The organism is Micromonospora sp. NPDC050200 (assembly GCF_040656135.1).
Lineage (GTDB): Bacteria > Actinomycetota > Actinomycetes > Mycobacteriales > Micromonosporaceae > Micromonospora.
Genome location: NZ_JBFALG010000043.1, coordinates 18,720 through 36,127, shown reverse-complemented (window position 1 = coordinate 36,127; position 17,408 = coordinate 18,720). Strand labels below are relative to the sequence as shown.

General features: G+C 75.7%; 11 protein-coding genes. 5 read left to right on the top strand and 6 right to left on the bottom strand.

Going from position 1 to position 17,408, the window contains the following annotated elements:
- Positions 1-25: 25 nt before the first annotated feature.
- From AB0I41_RS24685 to AB0I41_RS24660, 6 genes are all read right to left on the bottom strand, one after another.
- Positions 26-289, bottom strand: a complete 264-nt coding sequence (locus AB0I41_RS24685) for a monovalent cation/H+ antiporter complex subunit F (RefSeq protein ID WP_357111932.1) — start codon at positions 287-289, stop codon at positions 26-28.
- The gene (locus AB0I41_RS24680; protein ID WP_357111929.1) at positions 286-876 is read right to left on the bottom strand and encodes a Na+/H+ antiporter subunit E; all 591 of its coding nucleotides are present in this window, start codon (positions 874-876) and stop codon (positions 286-288) included. The genes AB0I41_RS24685 and AB0I41_RS24680 overlap by 4 nt, the downstream gene beginning before the upstream one ends.
- On the bottom strand, positions 873-2,378 hold the full coding sequence (locus AB0I41_RS24675) for a Na+/H+ antiporter subunit D (RefSeq protein WP_357111926.1): 1,506 nt from the start codon (positions 2,376-2,378) through the stop codon (positions 873-875). Before AB0I41_RS24675 ends, AB0I41_RS24680 begins: the two co-directional genes overlap by 4 nt.
- The gene (locus AB0I41_RS24670) at positions 2,375-2,857 is read right to left on the bottom strand and encodes a Na(+)/H(+) antiporter subunit C (RefSeq protein ID WP_357111923.1); all 483 of its coding nucleotides are present in this window, start codon (positions 2,855-2,857) and stop codon (positions 2,375-2,377) included. The genes AB0I41_RS24675 and AB0I41_RS24670 overlap by 4 nt, the downstream gene beginning before the upstream one ends.
- Complete coding sequence (locus AB0I41_RS24665) at positions 2,854-5,691, bottom strand: Na+/H+ antiporter subunit A (RefSeq protein ID WP_357111920.1); 2,838 nt, start codon at positions 5,689-5,691, stop codon at positions 2,854-2,856. The genes AB0I41_RS24670 and AB0I41_RS24665 overlap by 4 nt, the downstream gene beginning before the upstream one ends.
- Before the next feature lie 420 nt (positions 5,692-6,111).
- Complete coding sequence (locus AB0I41_RS24660; protein WP_357111917.1) at positions 6,112-6,486, bottom strand: hypothetical protein; 375 nt, start codon at positions 6,484-6,486, stop codon at positions 6,112-6,114.
- Positions 6,487-6,707: 221 nt separating this feature from the next.
- Between AB0I41_RS24660 and AB0I41_RS24655 the strand changes: the two genes are divergently transcribed.
- The 5 genes from AB0I41_RS24655 to AB0I41_RS24635 all read left to right on the top strand — a co-directional run bounded on the left by AB0I41_RS24655 (position 6,708) and on the right by AB0I41_RS24635 (position 17,358).
- Positions 6,708-11,279: an ATP-dependent helicase gene (locus AB0I41_RS24655; RefSeq protein ID WP_357112001.1), complete on the top strand. Its 4,572-nt coding sequence runs from the start codon at positions 6,708-6,710 to the stop codon at positions 11,277-11,279.
- 281 nt (positions 11,280-11,560) lie between these two features.
- Positions 11,561-12,349, top strand: a complete 789-nt coding sequence (locus tag AB0I41_RS24650) for an SAM-dependent chlorinase/fluorinase (RefSeq protein ID WP_357111914.1) — start codon at positions 11,561-11,563, stop codon at positions 12,347-12,349.
- A 37-nt stretch (positions 12,350-12,386) separates the two neighbouring features.
- The gene (locus tag AB0I41_RS24645) at positions 12,387-12,629 is read left to right on the top strand and encodes a CPCC family cysteine-rich protein (protein WP_357111911.1); all 243 of its coding nucleotides are present in this window, start codon (positions 12,387-12,389) and stop codon (positions 12,627-12,629) included.
- 133 nt (positions 12,630-12,762) lie between these two features.
- The gene (locus AB0I41_RS24640; protein ID WP_357111908.1) at positions 12,763-13,578 is read left to right on the top strand and encodes a DNA-formamidopyrimidine glycosylase family protein; all 816 of its coding nucleotides are present in this window, start codon (positions 12,763-12,765) and stop codon (positions 13,576-13,578) included.
- 75 nt (positions 13,579-13,653) lie between these two features.
- On the top strand, positions 13,654-17,358 hold the full coding sequence (locus AB0I41_RS24635; protein ID WP_357111905.1) for a hypothetical protein: 3,705 nt from the start codon (positions 13,654-13,656) through the stop codon (positions 17,356-17,358).
- Positions 17,359-17,408: the final 50 nt, after the last annotated feature.

Below are 17,408 nucleotides of genomic sequence, written 5' to 3'. Positions count from 1 at the left end.
GGCACGCGCGCCGGGCGGGCGGGCCTCACGCCTCCTCCCGGACGGCGAAGCGGACCAGGGCCACCGAGCCGACGAAGCCGAGCAGGGCGAGCACCACCAGCACGGGCAGCGTGGTGGCGTGCCGGTTGACCGCCGCCTCCGCCCCGACCGCGCCGAGCATGGTGGCGAGCAGCAGGTCGGCGGCGACCACCCGGTCCAGCAGCGACGGGCCCCGGTAGATCCGGGCCAGCGCCAGCAGCGCGGTGACCGAGAGCAGCACGGTCAGGACGACGGTGAGGACGACGGTCATGTCGCAGACCTCCGGTCGGCGGGATCGGTGGAGAGCAGGCGCAGCTCGGCGTCGGAGCCGACCGCCCGGACGACGCGTTCCTCGACGGCGAGGATCCGGTCCCGGCTGTCGGCCAGGTCCTGCGGTCGCCGTACGTCGAGGACGTGCGCGTAGAGGACGCCGTCGTTCCGGTCGGCCTCGAGGATCAGGGTGCCGGGGACCAGGGAGAGCAACTCGGCGGTGAGCGCCAGGTTGAGGTCGGTGCGCACCCGCAGGCGTACCCCGATGATCGCCCCGCGCGGCCGGTAGCCGGGGCGTACGGCGATCGCGGCGACGTGCAGGCTGGCGCTGACCAGCTCGACGACGAAGGTCACCAGCAGTACCAGCAGCGCCCGGGGCCGGAGCCGGCCGCCGAAGGTGACCGGTGGCAGCGGGAAGAACAGCAGCACCGCCGCGCCGACCAGCGCCCCGCCGAGCAGGTTGCCCCAGGAGAACTCGCCCCAGAGCAGGTTCCAGACGCCGACCAGCCAGCCCAGGGCGATCGCCTGGTCACGGCGGCGACCGGGCCGCCGCGGGGGCCGGGGTTTCGTGGCGCCCGGGGCGGTCACGGGGCGCCACCGGGCAGGACGGCCCGCACGTACGGGGTGCGCAGCCGCAGGTCGGCCGCGGCGTCGGCGGTGACGTGGAACAGCGGGCCGGCGGCGAGGGTGAACGCCAACCCCAGCACCACCAGGGCGGCGGTGGCGCCCACCATCAGGTGGGGCAGTCGGACCACCGGTTCGGCGACGGCCAGCCGGGGCGCCCGCCAGAACGCGATGTTCCACACCCGGGAGGTGGCGTAGAGGGTCAGGAGGCTGGTCACCGTGCCGGCGGCGACCAGCACCCAGGGCAGCGGCCCACCGACCGCCACGCCGGCCTGGAGCAGGCCGACCTTGCCGAGGAAGCCGGACAAGGGCGGGATGCCGGCGAGGTTCATCGCCGGGACGAAGAAGAGCACCGCCAGCAGCGGGGCGATCCGGGCCAGGCCGCCGAGCCGGCGCAGGTCGGTGCTGCCGGCGCGCTCCTCGACCAGCCCGGCGACGAGGAAGAGCGTGGTCTGGATGGTGATGTGGTGCACCACGTAGAAGATCGCGCCGCTGAGCGCGGCGGCCGTGCTCAGCGCCACCCCGTAGATCAGGTAGCCGATGTGGCTGACCAGGGTGAAGGAGAAGAGCCGCTTCATGTCCGACTGTGCCACCGCGCCGAGCACGCCGACGATCATGGTCAGTCCGGCCACCACCAAGAGCAGGCCGGAGACCTGCCCGCCGGGGAAGAGCAGCGTCTCGGTCCGGATGATCGCGTAGACGCCGACCTTGGTGAGCAGGCCGGCGAAGACCGCGGTCACCGGGGCCGGCGCGGTGGGGTAGCTGTCGGGCAGCCAGGCGGAGACCGGGAAGACCGCCGCCTTGATGCCGAAGGCGAGCAGCAGCATCAGCTGCAACCCCAGCCGTACGCCGTCCGGCAGCGCGTCCAGGCGCGTGGCGAGCTGGGCCAGGTTGAGGGTGCCGGTTGCCGCGTAGACCAGGCCGACCGCGATCAGGAAGATCATCGAGGAGAGGATGCTGACCACGACGTACGTCGGGCCGGTGCGGATCCGCGTCCCGGTGCCGCCCAGCGTGATCAGCACGAAGCTCGCCGCCAGCAGCATCTCGAAGCCGACGAAGAGGTTGAACAGGTCCCCGGCCAGGAAGGCGTTGGTGATGCCGGCGGTGAGCACCAGGTAGGTCGGGTGGTAGATGCTCACCGGCGCGGACTCGCTGGTCTCGCTCCGGCCCTGGCCGATGGAGTACAACAGCACGCAGAGCGTCACCGCCGAGGAGACCACCAGCATCAACGCGGCCAACTGGTCGGCGACCAGCACGATCCCCACCGGCGCCCGCCACCCGCCCAGCTGCGTCACCACCGGCCCGTGCCGGTACGCCTCGACCAGCAGCGCCACCGCGACGACCAGGTTGCCGGTGAGCGCGACCACGCTGACCGTCCGCTGCAACCGGGGCAGGTTGGCCAGGATCAGCGTCAGCGCGGCGCCGAGCAGCGGCACCACCACCGGCAGCGACACGAGCTGCCTCACCGCCCGCCACCGGGTCCGCGCAGCCGGCGTCGGGCGGGCTCCGGGTCCACCTGCTCCGGGTCGGCGTCCGGGCCCTCGCCGCCGAGGTCGGCGGTGAGCACCTCGTTGCGCTCGGCGAGCTGCACGATCTTGCGGTCCTCCAGGTCGTCCTGCACCTCGTCGTCGCCGCTGAGATACCAGCTCCGGTACGCGACCGCGGCCAGGAACGCGGTCAGCCCGAAGGTGATCACGATGGCGGTGAGCACCATGGCCTGGGGCAGCGGGTCGCTGAACTCCGCGACCGGGCCGGTGCCCACCAACGGCGCCCCGCCGGACCGGCCGCCGAGCAGGATGAGCAGGTTCACCCCGTTGCCGAGCAGGATCACGCCGAGCAGGATCCGGGTCAGGCTGCGTTCCAGCAGCAGGATCACCCCGGTGGCGGCCAGCACGCCGACGGCGAGCACCAGCACCAGGGTCGGCCCCGCGCCGCCCTCCCTCACCCCGGCTCCCCCTCCCGGTCGACGACGAACCCCCGCTCGGACTCGCCGGCCGCCTCGATGTGCCGGTCCACCTCGGCGCCGAGGCTGCGCAGGATGTCCAGCACCAGCCCCACCACGACCAGGTAGACGCCGATGTCGAAGAAGAGCGACGTGACCAGGTACGGCTCGCCCAGCCAGGGCAGCGGCAGGTCGACCTTGGTGCTCTCCAGCACGTTCCCCGTGACCAGCAGGGCCACCAGGCCACTGCCGACGGAGATGGCCAGACCGGCGCCGAGCACCGTGCCCGCGCCAACCGGGGCGCCCTCGGCCAACTCGTACCGGCCGCCGGCGAGGTAGCGCACAGCCAGCGCGAGGCTCGCCACCAGGCCGCCGGCGAAGCCGCCGCCGGGCGCGTTGTGGCCGGCGAAGAGCAGGAAGAACGAGAAGAGCACCACGGTGTGGAAGATCAGCCGGGTGACCACCTCGAAGACGATCGAGCGGCGCCGCTCCGGCAGGGTCGGGCCGCCGCTGAGCCAGACCGGCCGGGTGTCCCGCCGGGGCGCCCCCGACGGTTCGCCGCGACGCGGCCGGGGGCCGGTGCGGGACCGCTCGAAGACCAGGCTGGCCACCCCGGTCGCGGCCACCACCAGCACCGAGATCTCACCCATGGTGTCCCAGGCCCGGATGTCCACCAGGGTCACGTTGACCACGTTGCGGCCGTACCCGGGCACGACCGCGAGGTCGGGGAAGGCCCGGGAGATCGGCGTGGCGGTCCGGGAGCCGGCGGCGACCAGGGCAAGGCCGGCGAGGACCACCCCGACGCCGACACCGACCAGCCGGCGCACCCACCGGCCGCGGCGCAGCGGCCGGGCGGAGAAGCGTTCCGGCAGCCGGCGCAGCACCAGCACGAAGACGGCGATGGTCGCCGTCTCCACCAGGAACTGGGTCAGCGCCAGGTCGGGTGCGCCGTAGAGCACGAAGAGCATCGCGCTGCCGTAGCCGGTCACCCCCACCAGCAGCATCGCGGTCAGCCGCCGGCGGGCACCGACCGCGAGCAGCGCGGCGACCGCGATGACCAGGGTGACCACCAGCTGCAACGGGCTGTCCCACAAGGCGATCCGCTCCCGCCAGGGGCGGGCGGCCAGCAGCGCCGCGCCGGGAACCAGCACCAGGGCGAGCAGGACGGCGCCCAGGTACTGCGGCAGGGAACCCCGCTGGGTGGCGCCGGTGACCCTGATGGCGAGCCGGTCGAAGCGGTGGGTGACCCACTCGTACCCCTGGTTGCCGCCGACCGGCGAGCGCAGCCGGACCAGCACCGGCGCCAGCGGGCCGCGCACCGCGTGCAGCGCGACGCCGCCGGCCAGCGCCAGCGCCGACAGCCCGAGCGCGGGGGTGAGGCCGTGCCAGAACGCCAGGTGCTCGTGCGGCGATCCGAAAAGCTCCGCGTACGGGCGCAGCGGCCCGTCCAGCCGGGCCGCGGCGGGGCCGGCGACGAGCCCGCCCACGGCGAGCAGCGCCGGCGGCAGCAGCATCGGTACGGGCGCGGGGTCGGCCTCGGCCGGCGCGACGCCCGGCCGGGTGGCGAAGGCGCCCCAGAGGAACCGGATGCTGTACGCGACGGTGAGGGCGGTGCCGACGACCAGCCCGGCGAGGACGATCGGCCGCTCGGCGAACGCGGTGAAGACCGCCTCCTTGGCGACGAAGCCCAGCAGCGGCGGCACCCCCGCCATGGACGCGGCGGCGATCGCGGCGATCCCGGCCAGCACCGGCGCCCGCCGGCCCAGCCCGCACAGCTCTCGCAGGTCACGGGTGCCGACCTCGTGGTCGATGATGCCGACGACGAGGAAGAGCGCCGCCTTGAACAGGGCGTGCGCCAGCAACATCACCACCCCGGCGAGCGCGGCGTCGGGGCTGCCGGCGCCGATCACCACCGCCAGCAGGCCGAGCTGGCTGACCGTGCCGTACGCCAGCAGCAGCTTCAGGTCGCACTGCCGCAGCGCCGCCCAGCCACCGACGACCATCGTGACCAGGCCGAGGGTGAGCACCACCGGTCGCCACGGCCCGACCTCGGCGAGCACCGGGGCGAGCAGCCCGATCAGGTAGACGCCCGCCTTCACCATGGCTGCGGCGTGCAGGAACGCGCTGACCGGGGTGGGCGCGGCCATCGCCACCGGCAGCCAGGCGTTGAACGGCACGATCGCCGACTTGGCCAGCGCCCCGGCCAGGATCAGCAGCACCGCGGCGACCAGCGCGCCCCCGCCGGGCAGCGGCGCGCCGGCGATCACCGACCAGCGGTAGCTGCCGGCGTGCCCGCCGAGGATCAGGAAGCCGACCAGCATGGCCAGGCCGCCCAGGGTGGTGACGGTCAGCGCCTGGGCCGCCGCCCACCGGCTGGCGCGCCGCTCGGTGCTGTGGCCGATCAGCAGGTAGGAGAAGACGGTGGTGAGTTCCCAGAAGACGTAGAGCAGCAACAGGTCGTCGGCGAGGACCAGGCCGAGCATCGCGCCGGCGAAGGCGACCAGCACCGCGACGAACCCGGCCAGGCCGGCCGAGTCGCGGGCGAAGTACCGGCCGCAGTAGACCAGGACCAGCGCACCGACACCGCCGACCAGCAGGGTCATCAGCCAGGACAGCGTGGTCAGCCGCAGCGCCACGTCGAGGTGGAGCTGGCCGATCCAGCGGTACGTCTCGACGACCGCGCCGCCGTCACGGACGGTCGGCGTACGGGTCAGCGCCCAGCCGAAGGCGGCGGCCGGCGCCAGCGCGAGCGGGTAGCAGGCGCGCGGACCCCACCACCGCACCAGCAGCGGCGCGGCGAGGGCCGCCACCAGGTGGAGGAGCAGCAGTACGAGCACGCGTCCTCCCCGTCGAACTGGCGGCGCGTGCCGGGCGGGAACGTCCCGGTCAGCCCCGATCAGACGCCAGATCGCCGACCGATGGGCTATTTTACCGAAATCGCCCGTTTCCGCACGGCTCCAGAGCGGCGTCCGGTCTCCTCGTTGGTCGCTGTGGAGCTGATGTCGTGGACGACTCAGCCGCCGGCAGGCGCGCCCGGGTGGGACGGCGCGGAGCGCGGGCGGTTCGTCGACGCCCGTCAAGGCCGGGGACCGCCGTCAGGGCCAGGGGCCGCGCCCGCCAAGGCCGGGGACCGCCGTCAGGGCCAGGGACCGCGCCCGTCAAAGGCCCTGGCCGCCGTCATCGGCCAAGGGCCCGCGCCCGCCATCGGCCAAGGGCCCGCGCCTGTCAAGGCCACGGCCCGCGCCGGTCGGCGACGGTCAGCGCAGCGCGACGTCGCCGGCCGGGACGGACGGCGCGTCCCGGCGGGTCTCGACCAGCAGGTCGGGCCGGCCGAGTTGGAGGACGACCTTGTTGACCACGCGCTGGGCGGCGGCGAGCGAGCGCACCGACAGCAGATTGCCCCGGCTCTCCCGGCGCAGGACGAAGTAGTGCACCGCGGCGCGAACCTGCCCCCGGTCGGCGGCGCTGGCCTGGGAGGTGGAGATGACCAGCTCGCGCAGGGAACGGGCGAGCCGCTCGGCGAGCTCCAGCTCAGGGCCGCGCAGACTGCCCCGGACGGCGGCGAGGTGACTGTCGACCTTGCGGATGAGCACGTCGGTGGCGGGCGTGGAGCCGTGCTCCTCGACGGTCATCCGATCCCCTCCACCCGGCGCTGCGTTGCGAGTGAAGTTACTTTATGTTGCTGGCCGCGAGCAAGCAGTTAAGTAAGACTTAACACACGTCAAGCGGCTAATCCCCCTCGTAATCAGTCGCAGCCGGACAGACCGCGTCCCGGCCGGACGGGATGTCACCCCGACCGGGCAGGATGGAAGGCGTGACTGAGCAGGTGGGCGGTGCCGACGGCGCGCGGGTGATGGCCGGCTTCGGCGTGGCGACCCGGGAATGGTTCACGGCCGCCTTCGCCGCGCCCACCCCGGCGCAGACGGGCGCCTGGCGCTCCGTGGCCGCCGGGCGCCACGCGCTGGTCGTCGCGCCGACCGGTTCCGGCAAGACGCTCGCGGCCTTCCTCTGGTCGCTGGACCGGCTCGCCAAGGAGCCGCCCCCCACCGAGGCGCGACAGCGCTGCCGGGTGCTCTACGTCAGCCCGCTCAAGGCGCTCGCGGTCGACATCGAGCGCAACCTGCGCGCCCCCCTCGCCGGCATCCGCCAGGCGGCCACCCGGCTCGGCGTCGCGCCACCGGAGATCACCGTCGGGATGCGTACCGGCGACACTCCCGCCGACGAGCGGCGGGCCTTCGCCCGCACCCCGCCGGACATCCTCATCACCACGCCCGAGTCGCTGTTCCTGCTGCTCACCTCGGCCGCCCGGGATTCGCTGCGCGGCGTCGAGACGGTGATCGTCGACGAGGTGCACGCCGTCGCCGGCACCAAGCGCGGCGCGCACCTCGCACTCTCCCTGGAACGCCTCGACGAGCTGCTGGACCGGCCCGCGCAGCGGATCGGCCTCTCCGCCACCGTCCGGCCGATCGACGCGTGCGCCCGGTTCCTCGGCGGCGCCCGTCCGGTCGACGTGGTGCAGCCGGCCAGCGCCAAGACGATCGAGGTGAGCGTCCAGGTTCCGGTGGAGGACATGACCCGCCTCGGCGAGCAGGAGCAGCCGGAGGACGACCTGGGCGGGCCGGGGCCGCGCCGGGCGTCGATCTGGCCGGCCGTCGAGGAGCGGGTCTTCTCGCTGATCCGGGCGCACCGCTCGACCATCGTCTTCACCAACTCCCGGCGCAGCGCCGAACGGCTCTGCGCCCGGCTCAACGAGCTCGCCGCCGAGGAGCCGGCCACCCCGGCGACCGGCCCCGACGGCACGCCGCGGCCCGGTGGACCGGTCGGGCCGGTCCGGGCCGACCGGCCGCCGGCCGAGGTGATGGCCCAGTCGGGCGCGGCGGCCGGCGTGCCGCCGGTGATCGCCCGCGCCCACCACGGCAGCGTGTCCCGCGAGGAGCGCAAGCACATCGAGGAGGCGCTCAAGTCCGGGCAGCTGCCCGCCGTCGTGGCCACCTCCAGCCTGGAGCTCGGCATCGACATGGGCGCGGTCGACCTGGTGGTGCAGATCGAGGCTCCGCCCAGCGTCGCCGCCGGCCTGCAACGGGTCGGCCGGGCCGGGCACCAGGTGGGCGCGGTCTCCCGGGGCGTGGTCTTCCCCAAGCACCGGGGCGACCTGCTCTCCTGCACCGTGGTCGCCGAGCGGATGGCCGAGGGCGCCATCGAGGAGCTGCACCACCCGCGCAACCCGCTCGACGTGCTGGCCCAGCAGGTCGTCGCGATGGTGGCCCTGGAGCCGTGGCGGGTCGGCGACCTCGCCGTGGTGGTACGCCGGGCCGCCCCCTTCGCCGAGCTGCCCGACTCCGCGCTGCACGCCGTGCTGGACATGCTCTCCGGGCGCTACCCGTCCACCGCCTTCGCCGAGTTGCGCCCCCGGCTGGTCTGGGACCGCGCCGCCGACGTGCTCACCGGCCGGCCCGGCGCCCAGCGCCTCGCGGTGACCAGCGGCGGGACCATCCCCGACCGGGGGTTGTTCGGGGTCTTCCTGGCCGGCGCGGAACGCGCCGCCCGGGTCGGCGAGCTGGACGAGGAGATGGTCTACGAGTCCCGGGTCGGCGACGTCTTCCTGCTCGGCTCCTCCTCCTGGCGGATCGAGGAGATCACCCCCGACCGGGTGCTGGTCTCCCCCGCCCCCGGCCAGGCCGCCCGGATGCCGTTCTGGAAGGGCGACCAGCTCGGCCGGCCGGTGGAGCTCGGCCGCGCCATCGGCGCCCGGGTCCGGGCCCTGCTGCGGCAGAGCGACGAGACCGCGGTCGCCGCGCTGCGCGCCGGCGGGCTGGACGACTGGGCCGCCGGCAACCTGATGGCGTACCTGCGCGAGCAGAAGGCCGCCACCCGCTCGCTGCCGGACGACCGCACCGTGGTGGTCGAACGGTTCCGCGACGAGCTGGGCGACTGGCGGCTCGCCGTGCACAGCGTGCTCGGCGCCCGGGTCAACGGGCCGTGGGCGCTGGCCATCGGCCGCCGACTCGCCGAGCGGTACGGGGTGGACGCCCAGGTCATGCCCTCCGACGACGGCATCGTGGTGCGGCTGCCCGACACCGCCGAGGAGCCGCCCGGCGCCGACGTGGTGGTCTTCGAGCCCGACGAGATCGCCCAGCTGGTCGAGGAGTCGGTCGGCACCTCCGCGCTCTTCGCGTCCCGGTTCCGCGAGTGCGCCGCCCGGTCGCTGCTGCTGCCCCGCCGCGACCCGCGCCGTCGCCAGCCACTGTGGCAGCAGCGCCAGCGCGCCGCGCAACTGCTCGACGTCGCCCGTGAGTACGCCGACTTCCCGGTCACCCTGGAGGCCGCCCGGGAATGCCTCCAGGACGTCTTCGACCAGCCGGCCCTGGCCGAGCTGATGCGCGACCTGACCGCCCGCAGGGTGCGCCTGGTCGAGGTGGAGACCGACCGCCCGTCCCCGTTCGCCCGCTCGCTGCTCTTCGGGTACGTCGGCGCCTTCCTCTACGAGGGGGACGCCCCGCTGGCCGAGCGCCGGGCCGCCGCGCTCGCGCTCGACTCGGCCCTGCTCGGCGAGCTGCTCGGCCGGGTCGACCTGCGCGAGCTGCTGGACCCGGCGGTGCTCGCCGAGACCGAACGGCAGCTGCGCTGGCTGACCGAGCAGCGCCGACCCCGCGACGCGGAGGACGTCGTAGAGCTGCTCCGGGTGGTGGGCGACCTCTCCGCGGCGGAGCTGGCCGAGCGGGGCGCGCCGGTGCCGTGGCTCACCGAGCTGGAGGCCGCCCGCCGGGTGCTGCGGGTCCGCGTCGCCGGCGAGGAACGCTGGGTGGTCGTCGAGGACGCCGCCCGGCTGCGCGACGCGCTCGGCGTGGCGCTGCCGGTCGGGGTGGCCGAGGCGTACCTGGCGCCGGTGGCCGACCCGCTCGGCGACCTGGTGGCCCGGTACGCCCGCACCCACGGGCCGTTCGCCGCGGCGACCTGCGCCGCCCGCTTCGGGCTCGGCGTGTTCGTGGTGGAGCAGGCGCTGCGCCGGCTCGCCGCCCCCGGGCGGGTCGTCTCCGGTGAGTTCGCCCCGGACACCGTCGGCACCCAGTGGTGCGACGCCGAGGTGCTGCGGCTGCTGCGCCGCCGCAGCCTGGCCGCGCTGCGCCGGGAGATCGAGCCGGTGCCGCCCCGGGCGTTGGCCGCGTTCCTGCCCCGCTGGCAGCAGGTCGGCTCGTCGGCGCGGGGGGTGGAGGCGCTGGCCGCCACCATCGAGCAGGTGCAGGGGGCGGCGGTGCCGGCGTCCGCGCTGGAACGGCTGGTGCTGCCCGCCCGGGTCGCCGACTACTCCCCCGCCCAGCTCGACGAGCTCTGCGCCAGCGGCGAGGTGCTCTGGGCCGGCTCCGGGGCGATCTCCGGCGGGGACGGCTGGGTCACCCTCGCGTACGCCGACGTCGCGCCGCTGCTGCTGCCGCCGCCGGACGAGGCGCTGAGCCTCACCCCGTTGCACGAGGCGGTGCTCGACGCCCTCGCCGACGGGCAGGCGCTCTTCTTCCGCTCGCTGTCCGACCGGGTCGGCGCGACCGACGACGGGGCGCTGACCGGCGTGATCTGGGACCTGGTCTGGGCCGGGCACCTCACCAACGACACCCTCGCCCCGCTGCGGGCCGTGCTCGGCGGCGGCGGGGCGCACCGGTCCCGGCCGTCCGCGCCACGCACCCGCTACCGCCGTCCGGGCCGGGTGACGCTGCCCACCCGCGGCGGCCCGCCCACCGTGGCCGGGCGCTGGTCCCGCCTGCCTGAGCGGGACACCGACTCCACCCGACGCTCCGCCGCGCTGGCCGACCTGCTCCTGGAACGGCACGGGGTGGTGACCCGGGGCGCGGTGATGGCCGAGCAGGTGGTCGGCGGCTTCGCCGCGGTCTACCCGGTGCTCTCCGCGCTGGAGGAGCGCGGCGCCGCCCGGCGCGGCTACTTCGTCGAGGGGCTGGGCGCCGCCCAGTTCGCCGTGCCCGGGGCGGTGGACCGGATCCGGGCCCTGGCCGACCCGGCCGACGGGGCACGGGGCCGGGGCGGGCCGACCCTGGTGCTCGCCGCCACCGACCCGGCCAACCCGTACGGGGCGGCGCTGCCCTGGCCGGAGCGGGTGGTGGACTCCGGGGACGGCGCCGCCCCGACGACCGGACACCGGGCCGGGCGCAAGGCCGGCGCGCTGGTGGTGCTGGTCGACGCGGATCTGGTGCTCTACGTCGAGCGGGGCGGCCGGACGATCCTGTCGTTCACCGACGACGCCGAGGCGCTCACCGCGGCCGGCAAGGCACTGGCCGACGCGGTGCACTCCGGCGCGCTGGGGGCGATGTCGGTGGAGCGGGCCGACGGCGAGGCGGTGCGCTCCTCACCGCTGCGCGACGCGCTCACCGCCGCCGGCTTCCGGGCGACACCGCGCGGGCTGCGGCTACGCGGCTGAGCGTCCAGCGCCCCATCCGGCCACCACCCGCCGCGTCGGCCGACGTCGCCGCGACCGGGCGGATCGGCCGCCTCCTGAACGTGACCGGGGTGGCGCCCCCGTCGGCAGGTCGTCACCGGGTCGCTGCCGGTGTGCCGCTTTGGGGCGGGACGCCCGCCAGAGGCTGATGCCGCCGTGAGCGTGATACCTCAGAGGTATCAAAATGCCTCCGAGGTATCACGCTCACGAGGAAACGTCTCGCCGGGGTGGACCCAGCCACGCAGATCAGCGACCCTCCCCCCATGACGCCGACCGCCTGGATCTCGCTGACCACCGACTACGGCCTCGCCGACGGTTTCGTGGCCGCCTGCCACGGGGTGATCGCCCGGATCGCCCCGGCGGTCCAGGTCATCGACGTGACCCACCTGGTGCCGGCGGCCGACGTACGCCGGGGGTCGGCGGTGCTGGCCCAGACGGTGCCGGCCCTGCCGTACGGGGTGCACGTGGCGGTGGTCGACCCGGGTGTCGGCACGGCGCGGCGCGGGATCGCGCTGGTCACCCCGGGCGGGCTGCTGGTCGGGCCGGACAACGGCCTGCTGCTCCCCGCCGCCGCGGCCCTGGGCGGGGTCTCCGCCGCGGTGGAGCTGACCAATCCGGCGTGGCTGGCCCCGGAGGTGTCCCACACCTTCCACGGTCGGGACGTCTTCGCGCCGGTCGCGGCCCGGCTCGCCCTCGGCGCCCCGCCGGCCGACGCCGGGCCATCGGTCGACCCGGCCACCCTGGTCCGCCTGCCCGAGCCGGTGCTGCGCCGGGAGGCCGACGGGTTCACCGCCGAGGTGCTGACCGTCGACCACTTCGGCAATGTCCAGCTCGCCGCCGGCGCCGACCTGCTGCGCGCCCTGCCCGGGGCCGTGCGCGTCGCCGGCCGGCCCGCCGTACGCGGGCGGACCTTCGGTGACGCCCCGGCGGGGGCGCTGGTGCTCATGGTGGACTCCGCCGGCCTGCTGGCGGTGGCGGTGCCCGGCGGCCGGGCGGCGGACCTGCTCGGGGTGGCGCCGGGCGACCTGGTCGCGGTGGGCGGGGAACACTGACCTGCCGCCGCGCGGCCCGGTGTGGAATGCTGCTCCGGTGGGTGAGCTCTGGGTTCCGGTCGCCTGTCCCTGCTGCGCCTCCAGAACCGGCGGGGGCACCTGCCCGGTCTGCTTCTGGACCGACGACGGTCAGGCCGACGCCGACGCCGACGAGGTGCGCGGCGGCCCGAACGGCGACCTCAGCCTCACCCATGCCCGGCTGAACTTCGCCGTGTACGGCGCCAGCCACCCCCGCTACCAGGACATGGTCCGCGCACCCCGCCCGGACGAGCGGCCCTGACCGGGCGGCCCTGACCGAGCGGCCCTGAGCGCGCGGCCCGGCGGGCTCCGCCGCCCCGCCGGTCCCGGGCGCGGCGTCGGGCACAGTCCTCGGTGCGGCGAGCGCGACGGCGGGGACGAGGGAGAATGGCGGGGTGCCCGAAGGTGACACCGTCTGGAACACCGCCCGCGTCCTGCACCGGGCGCTGGCCGGCGCCACGCTGACCGGCAGCGACTTCCGGGTGCCGCAGATGGCCGCCACCGACCTGACCGGCTGGACGGTGCGCGAGTCGGCCAGCCGCGGCAAGCATCTGCTGCTGCGCCTGGCGGCGCCCGAGGGGCGGTCCGACACCCGGCACTGGACGCTCCACTCGCACCTGCGGATGGACGGTGCCTGGCGGGCGTATACGCCGGGGGAACGCTGGACCGCCCGGCCCGCGCACCTGATCCGGGCGGTGCTGCGCGGCACCGGCGCGGTGGCCGTCGGCTACCACCTGCACGAGCTGGCCCTGGTGCCCACGGCCGAGGAGGACTCCCTGGTCGGGCACCTCGGCCCCGACCTGCTCGGCCCCGACTGGGATCCGGCCGAGGCGGTCCGCCGGCTCGCCGCGCACCCGGAGGCCACCATCGGCGAGGCACTGCTCGACCAGTGCAACCTCGCCGGGGTCGGCAACCTCTACAAGTGCGAGGTGCTCTTCCTGCGCGGCGTCTCGCCGTGGACCCCGGTCGGCGCGGTGCCCGACCTGGCCGGCACGGTGGCGCTGGCCCAGCGGCTGCTGGCGGCCAACCGGGGCCGCTGGACGCAGAGCACCACCGGCTCGCTGCATCGGGGCGGGACCAGCTACGTCTACAGCCGGCGCGCGCAGCCGTGCCGGCGCTGCGGCACCGCCATCCGCAAGGAGGAGTTGGGCGAGCGGGTCACCTACTGGTGCCCGGTGTGTCAACCCCCACCCGACCCGTCGCTGCCCTGACCTGCGGCTCCCGCCTGACGAGACACGCACCGGATTGGGACGATTGGGTAATTCCTAACCGGCCTCCCAGGTCGCATGCTGCGGTTGAGTGCTCACCGTTCGTCACTGCCGGGCGCGATCACCCGCCACGTCGAGGTGGCGGCCGTCGTGCCCCGAGCCCCGGGGGAAGCCATGGCCCTGTTCCGCAGACTGCGCTCCAGCTGGCCGGTCCGCGCGGTCCGCGCCGACCGCGCCGGGGGACCCACGGTGCCGGCGGCACGGACCGCCGAGCCGGCCGGGCCGGCACCGGCCAGCCTGGACCCGGCCGCCGTCCCGCGCTGCTTCGGCCCGGTGCCCAACTTCGCGCACAGCCCGCTGCCGGCGCTCGACGGGCACGGCCGGGTGGTCCCGGGCACTGGCGTCCGCAAGTTCGTCGACGCGCTGCCGCTGCCCGGCCCGCTGGGGCGCAACGGGCTGGGCGGGCACCTGCCCGTCGCGGTGCCGGACACCATCAGCTACCCCGGCTGCGACTACTACGAGATCGGGCTGTGCGAGTACACCCAGCGGCTGCACCGCGACCTGCCCACCACCCGGCTGCGCGGCTACCGGCAGCTCAACCTCGGCACCGACCCCGACGGGCACAACACGGTCGCCCCGCCGGAACGTCCGTACCACCTGGGGCCGATGATCGTCGCGCGGCGGGGACGGCCGGTGCGGGTCAAGTTCATCAACCAGCTGCCCACCGGGCGGGCCGGCGAACTCTTCCTCCCGGTCGACACCAGCCTGGACGGGGCCGGCACCGGGCCGCTGGACGGGCCGGCCCCGTACCCGCAGAACCGGGCGGTGCTGCACCTGGCCGGCGCGCGGACCGGCTGGACCAGCGCCGGGAACCCGTGGCAGTGGGTGACCCCGGCGGGCGAGATCACGCCGTACCCGAACGGGCCGGGGCTGAGCCACGTGCCGGACATGCCGCCCCCCGGCCTCGGGGCCACCACGCTCTACTTCCCGAACGAGCAGAGCGGCCGGCTGATGTGGCTGCACGACAACACCCTCGGCCTGTCCCGGCTGACCGTCTACTCCGGGCAGCTGGCGCTCTACCTGCTAACCGACCCGGCCGAGGAACGGCTGGTCGCCGACGGAGTGCTGCCCGCCGAGCAGTTCCCGCTGGTGATCCAGGACAAGACCTTCGTCCCCGACGACGCCCAGCTGGCCGAGGAGGACCCGACCTGGGACCGGGACCGGTGGGGGGCCCGGGGCAACCTCTGGCACCCGCACGTCTACCAGCCCCGGCAGAACCCGTACGTCCCGTCGGGGCGCAACCCCACCGGGCGGTGGGACTACGGCCCGTGGACGCCCGGCGCCGGCGGCGGGGACCCGGTCGGGGCCGGCCCGGTGGACAACCCGCACCACGACCCGGTCGCCGCCCCGGAGGAGCCGCCCCGGGCGCCGGGCGTGCCGCACCCGGCCGCGGTGCCCGAGGCGTACGGGGACACCCCGCTGGTCAACGGCGTCGCGTACCCGTACCTGACGGTGCGGCCGAAGGCGTACCGGTTCCGGATCCTCAACGCCTGCGCCGACCGCAGCCTCAACCTGGCGCTCTACCGGGCCCGCTCGGACGCCCCGATGTGGCGGCCCGACGGCGCGCTGGCCGACGCCGGGGCCGGCGAGGTGCCGATGGTGGAGGCGGTGCGCGCCTCGGGACGGCCCGCCGACTGGCCCACCGACGGTCGGGAGGGGGGCGTGCCCGACCCCCGGGCGGCCGGGCCCCGCATGATCCGGATCGGCAACGAGTGCGGGTTGCTCCCCGCGCCCGTGGTGGTGCAGAACCGGCCGGTCGGCTACCGCTACGACCGGCGTGACCCGACCGTGCTCAACGTGGACGGGCACGCCCTGCTGCTCGCCCCGGGCGAACGGGCCGACGTGGTCGTGGACTTCTCCACCGTCCCGCCCGGCGGCACGCTGATCCTCTACAACGACGCCCCGGCCCCGCTGCCCTGCTTCGACCCCCGGTACGACCACCACACCGACGCGCCGGACCGCAGCGCCGAGGGCGGCGTGGCCGGCACCCGCCCCGGGTACGGCCCGAACACCCGCACGCTGCTCCAGTTCCGGGTGGCCGGCACCCCGGGCGACCCGTACGACCTGGGCCGGCTGGCCGAGTGGCTGCCCGGGGCGTACGCGGCCAGCCAGCGACCGCCGATCGTGCCGCAGCCCGAGTACGACCAGGCGTTCGGCACCGGTACCGCCCGCCGGACCCAGGTGCCGGTGCACGCCACCACGGTCAGCTTCACCCCGGCCGGCGCCGCCGCCCCGGTGACCCTGCCGATCGAGGTGAAGACGGTCGGGCAGGTCTTCGAGCCGGGACACGGGCGGCAGGCCGGGCGGCTCGGCGTCGCCCACCCGTACGCGGGGCCGCTCGGCCCGGCGTCCCTGCCGCTGGGCCCGGCGGACCCGGCGACCGAGGTGCTCGTCGCCGCCGACCCGGCGGGGCCGCCGGACGCGGCGGCCGACGGCACCCAGGTCTGGCGGATCAGCGGCACCGGCCGGCAGACGCACGTGGTGCGGATCGGCGGCTGCGACGTGCAGCTGGTCAGCCGGGTCGGCTGGGACGGCACAATCCGGCTTCCCGACGCCGGGGAGCTGGGCTGGAAGGAGACGATCCGGGTGAACCCCGCCGAGGACGTGGTGCTGGCGCTGCGCCCGGTGGTGCCCCCGCTGCCGTTCAAGATCGGCGACAGCCTGCGGCTGCTCGACCCGACCCGGCCGGCGGGCGCCCGGGTCGGCTCCACCACGGTCAGCCCGCTCGACGGGCGGCCGGCGACGGTGGTGAACCAACTGGTCAACCTGGGCTGGGAGTACCGCTGGTCCAGTGGCGCGGCCGGCCTGCGCGACCTGGGGATGAGCCGGCCGTTGGTGCTGCGGGTCTCCCCCCGGGGGCCGAGTGGGCTCACCGCCACGCCGGCGCCCGGCTCGGCGACCGCGCTGCCGGCGATCGCCCTGGCCTGGACCGGCAACGGCAGCCGCCCGCCGGCCACCAGTCACCTGCTCCAGCGGGCCACCGATGCCGCCTTCACCGGCGGGCTCACCACGATCACCGTGGCGGCCACCGCCACCCGGTACACCGACGCGACAGTCACCCCCGGCGTCACGTACCACTACCGCATCCGGGCGGAGAACGCGGTGAGCTGCTCGGCCTGGTCCAACAGCGCCCCCGCGTCGGTGGGGCTCACCGCGCCGACCGGGATCGCCGCGGCCGTCCCGCCGGCCGCGCCGCTGCGGATCGCGTTGCGCTGGACCAACCGCTCCTTCGCCACCGGGATCGATGTGCAGCGGGCCACCAACCCGACGTTCACCAGCGGGCCGGCCACCACCGCCGTCGGCGTGGCCGACACCCACCTCGACCCGGCGGTCGCCCCGGACACCACGTACTACTACCGGGTGCGCACCACGTACCTCGGCGCGGCGTCCCCGTGGTCGACGGTGGCCACGGTGACCACCCCGCCGGCCCCGGTGACGCCGACCGGGGTGACCGCCATCCCGAGCGCCCCCGCGCCGGACACCGCCACGGTGGTGCTGAACTGGGCGGCGGGCATGCCGAACGGGCCGGGCGCGGGCTTCACCGTGCAGCGGGCGCTCGACCCGTCGTTCACCCGGGGGGTGGCCACCTTCACCGTCACCGGCCGGGGCTTCACCAACACCGGGCTGGCCCGGGGCGTGACGTACCACTACCGGATCCGCTCGTTCAACGTGGTCGGCGGCTCGCCGTTCACCGGGCCGGTCCCGGTCACCACACCGGACTGAGCCGGCCGCCGGGCGCGCCGACAGGTCCCGGTCGCGGACGTCGCGCCCGG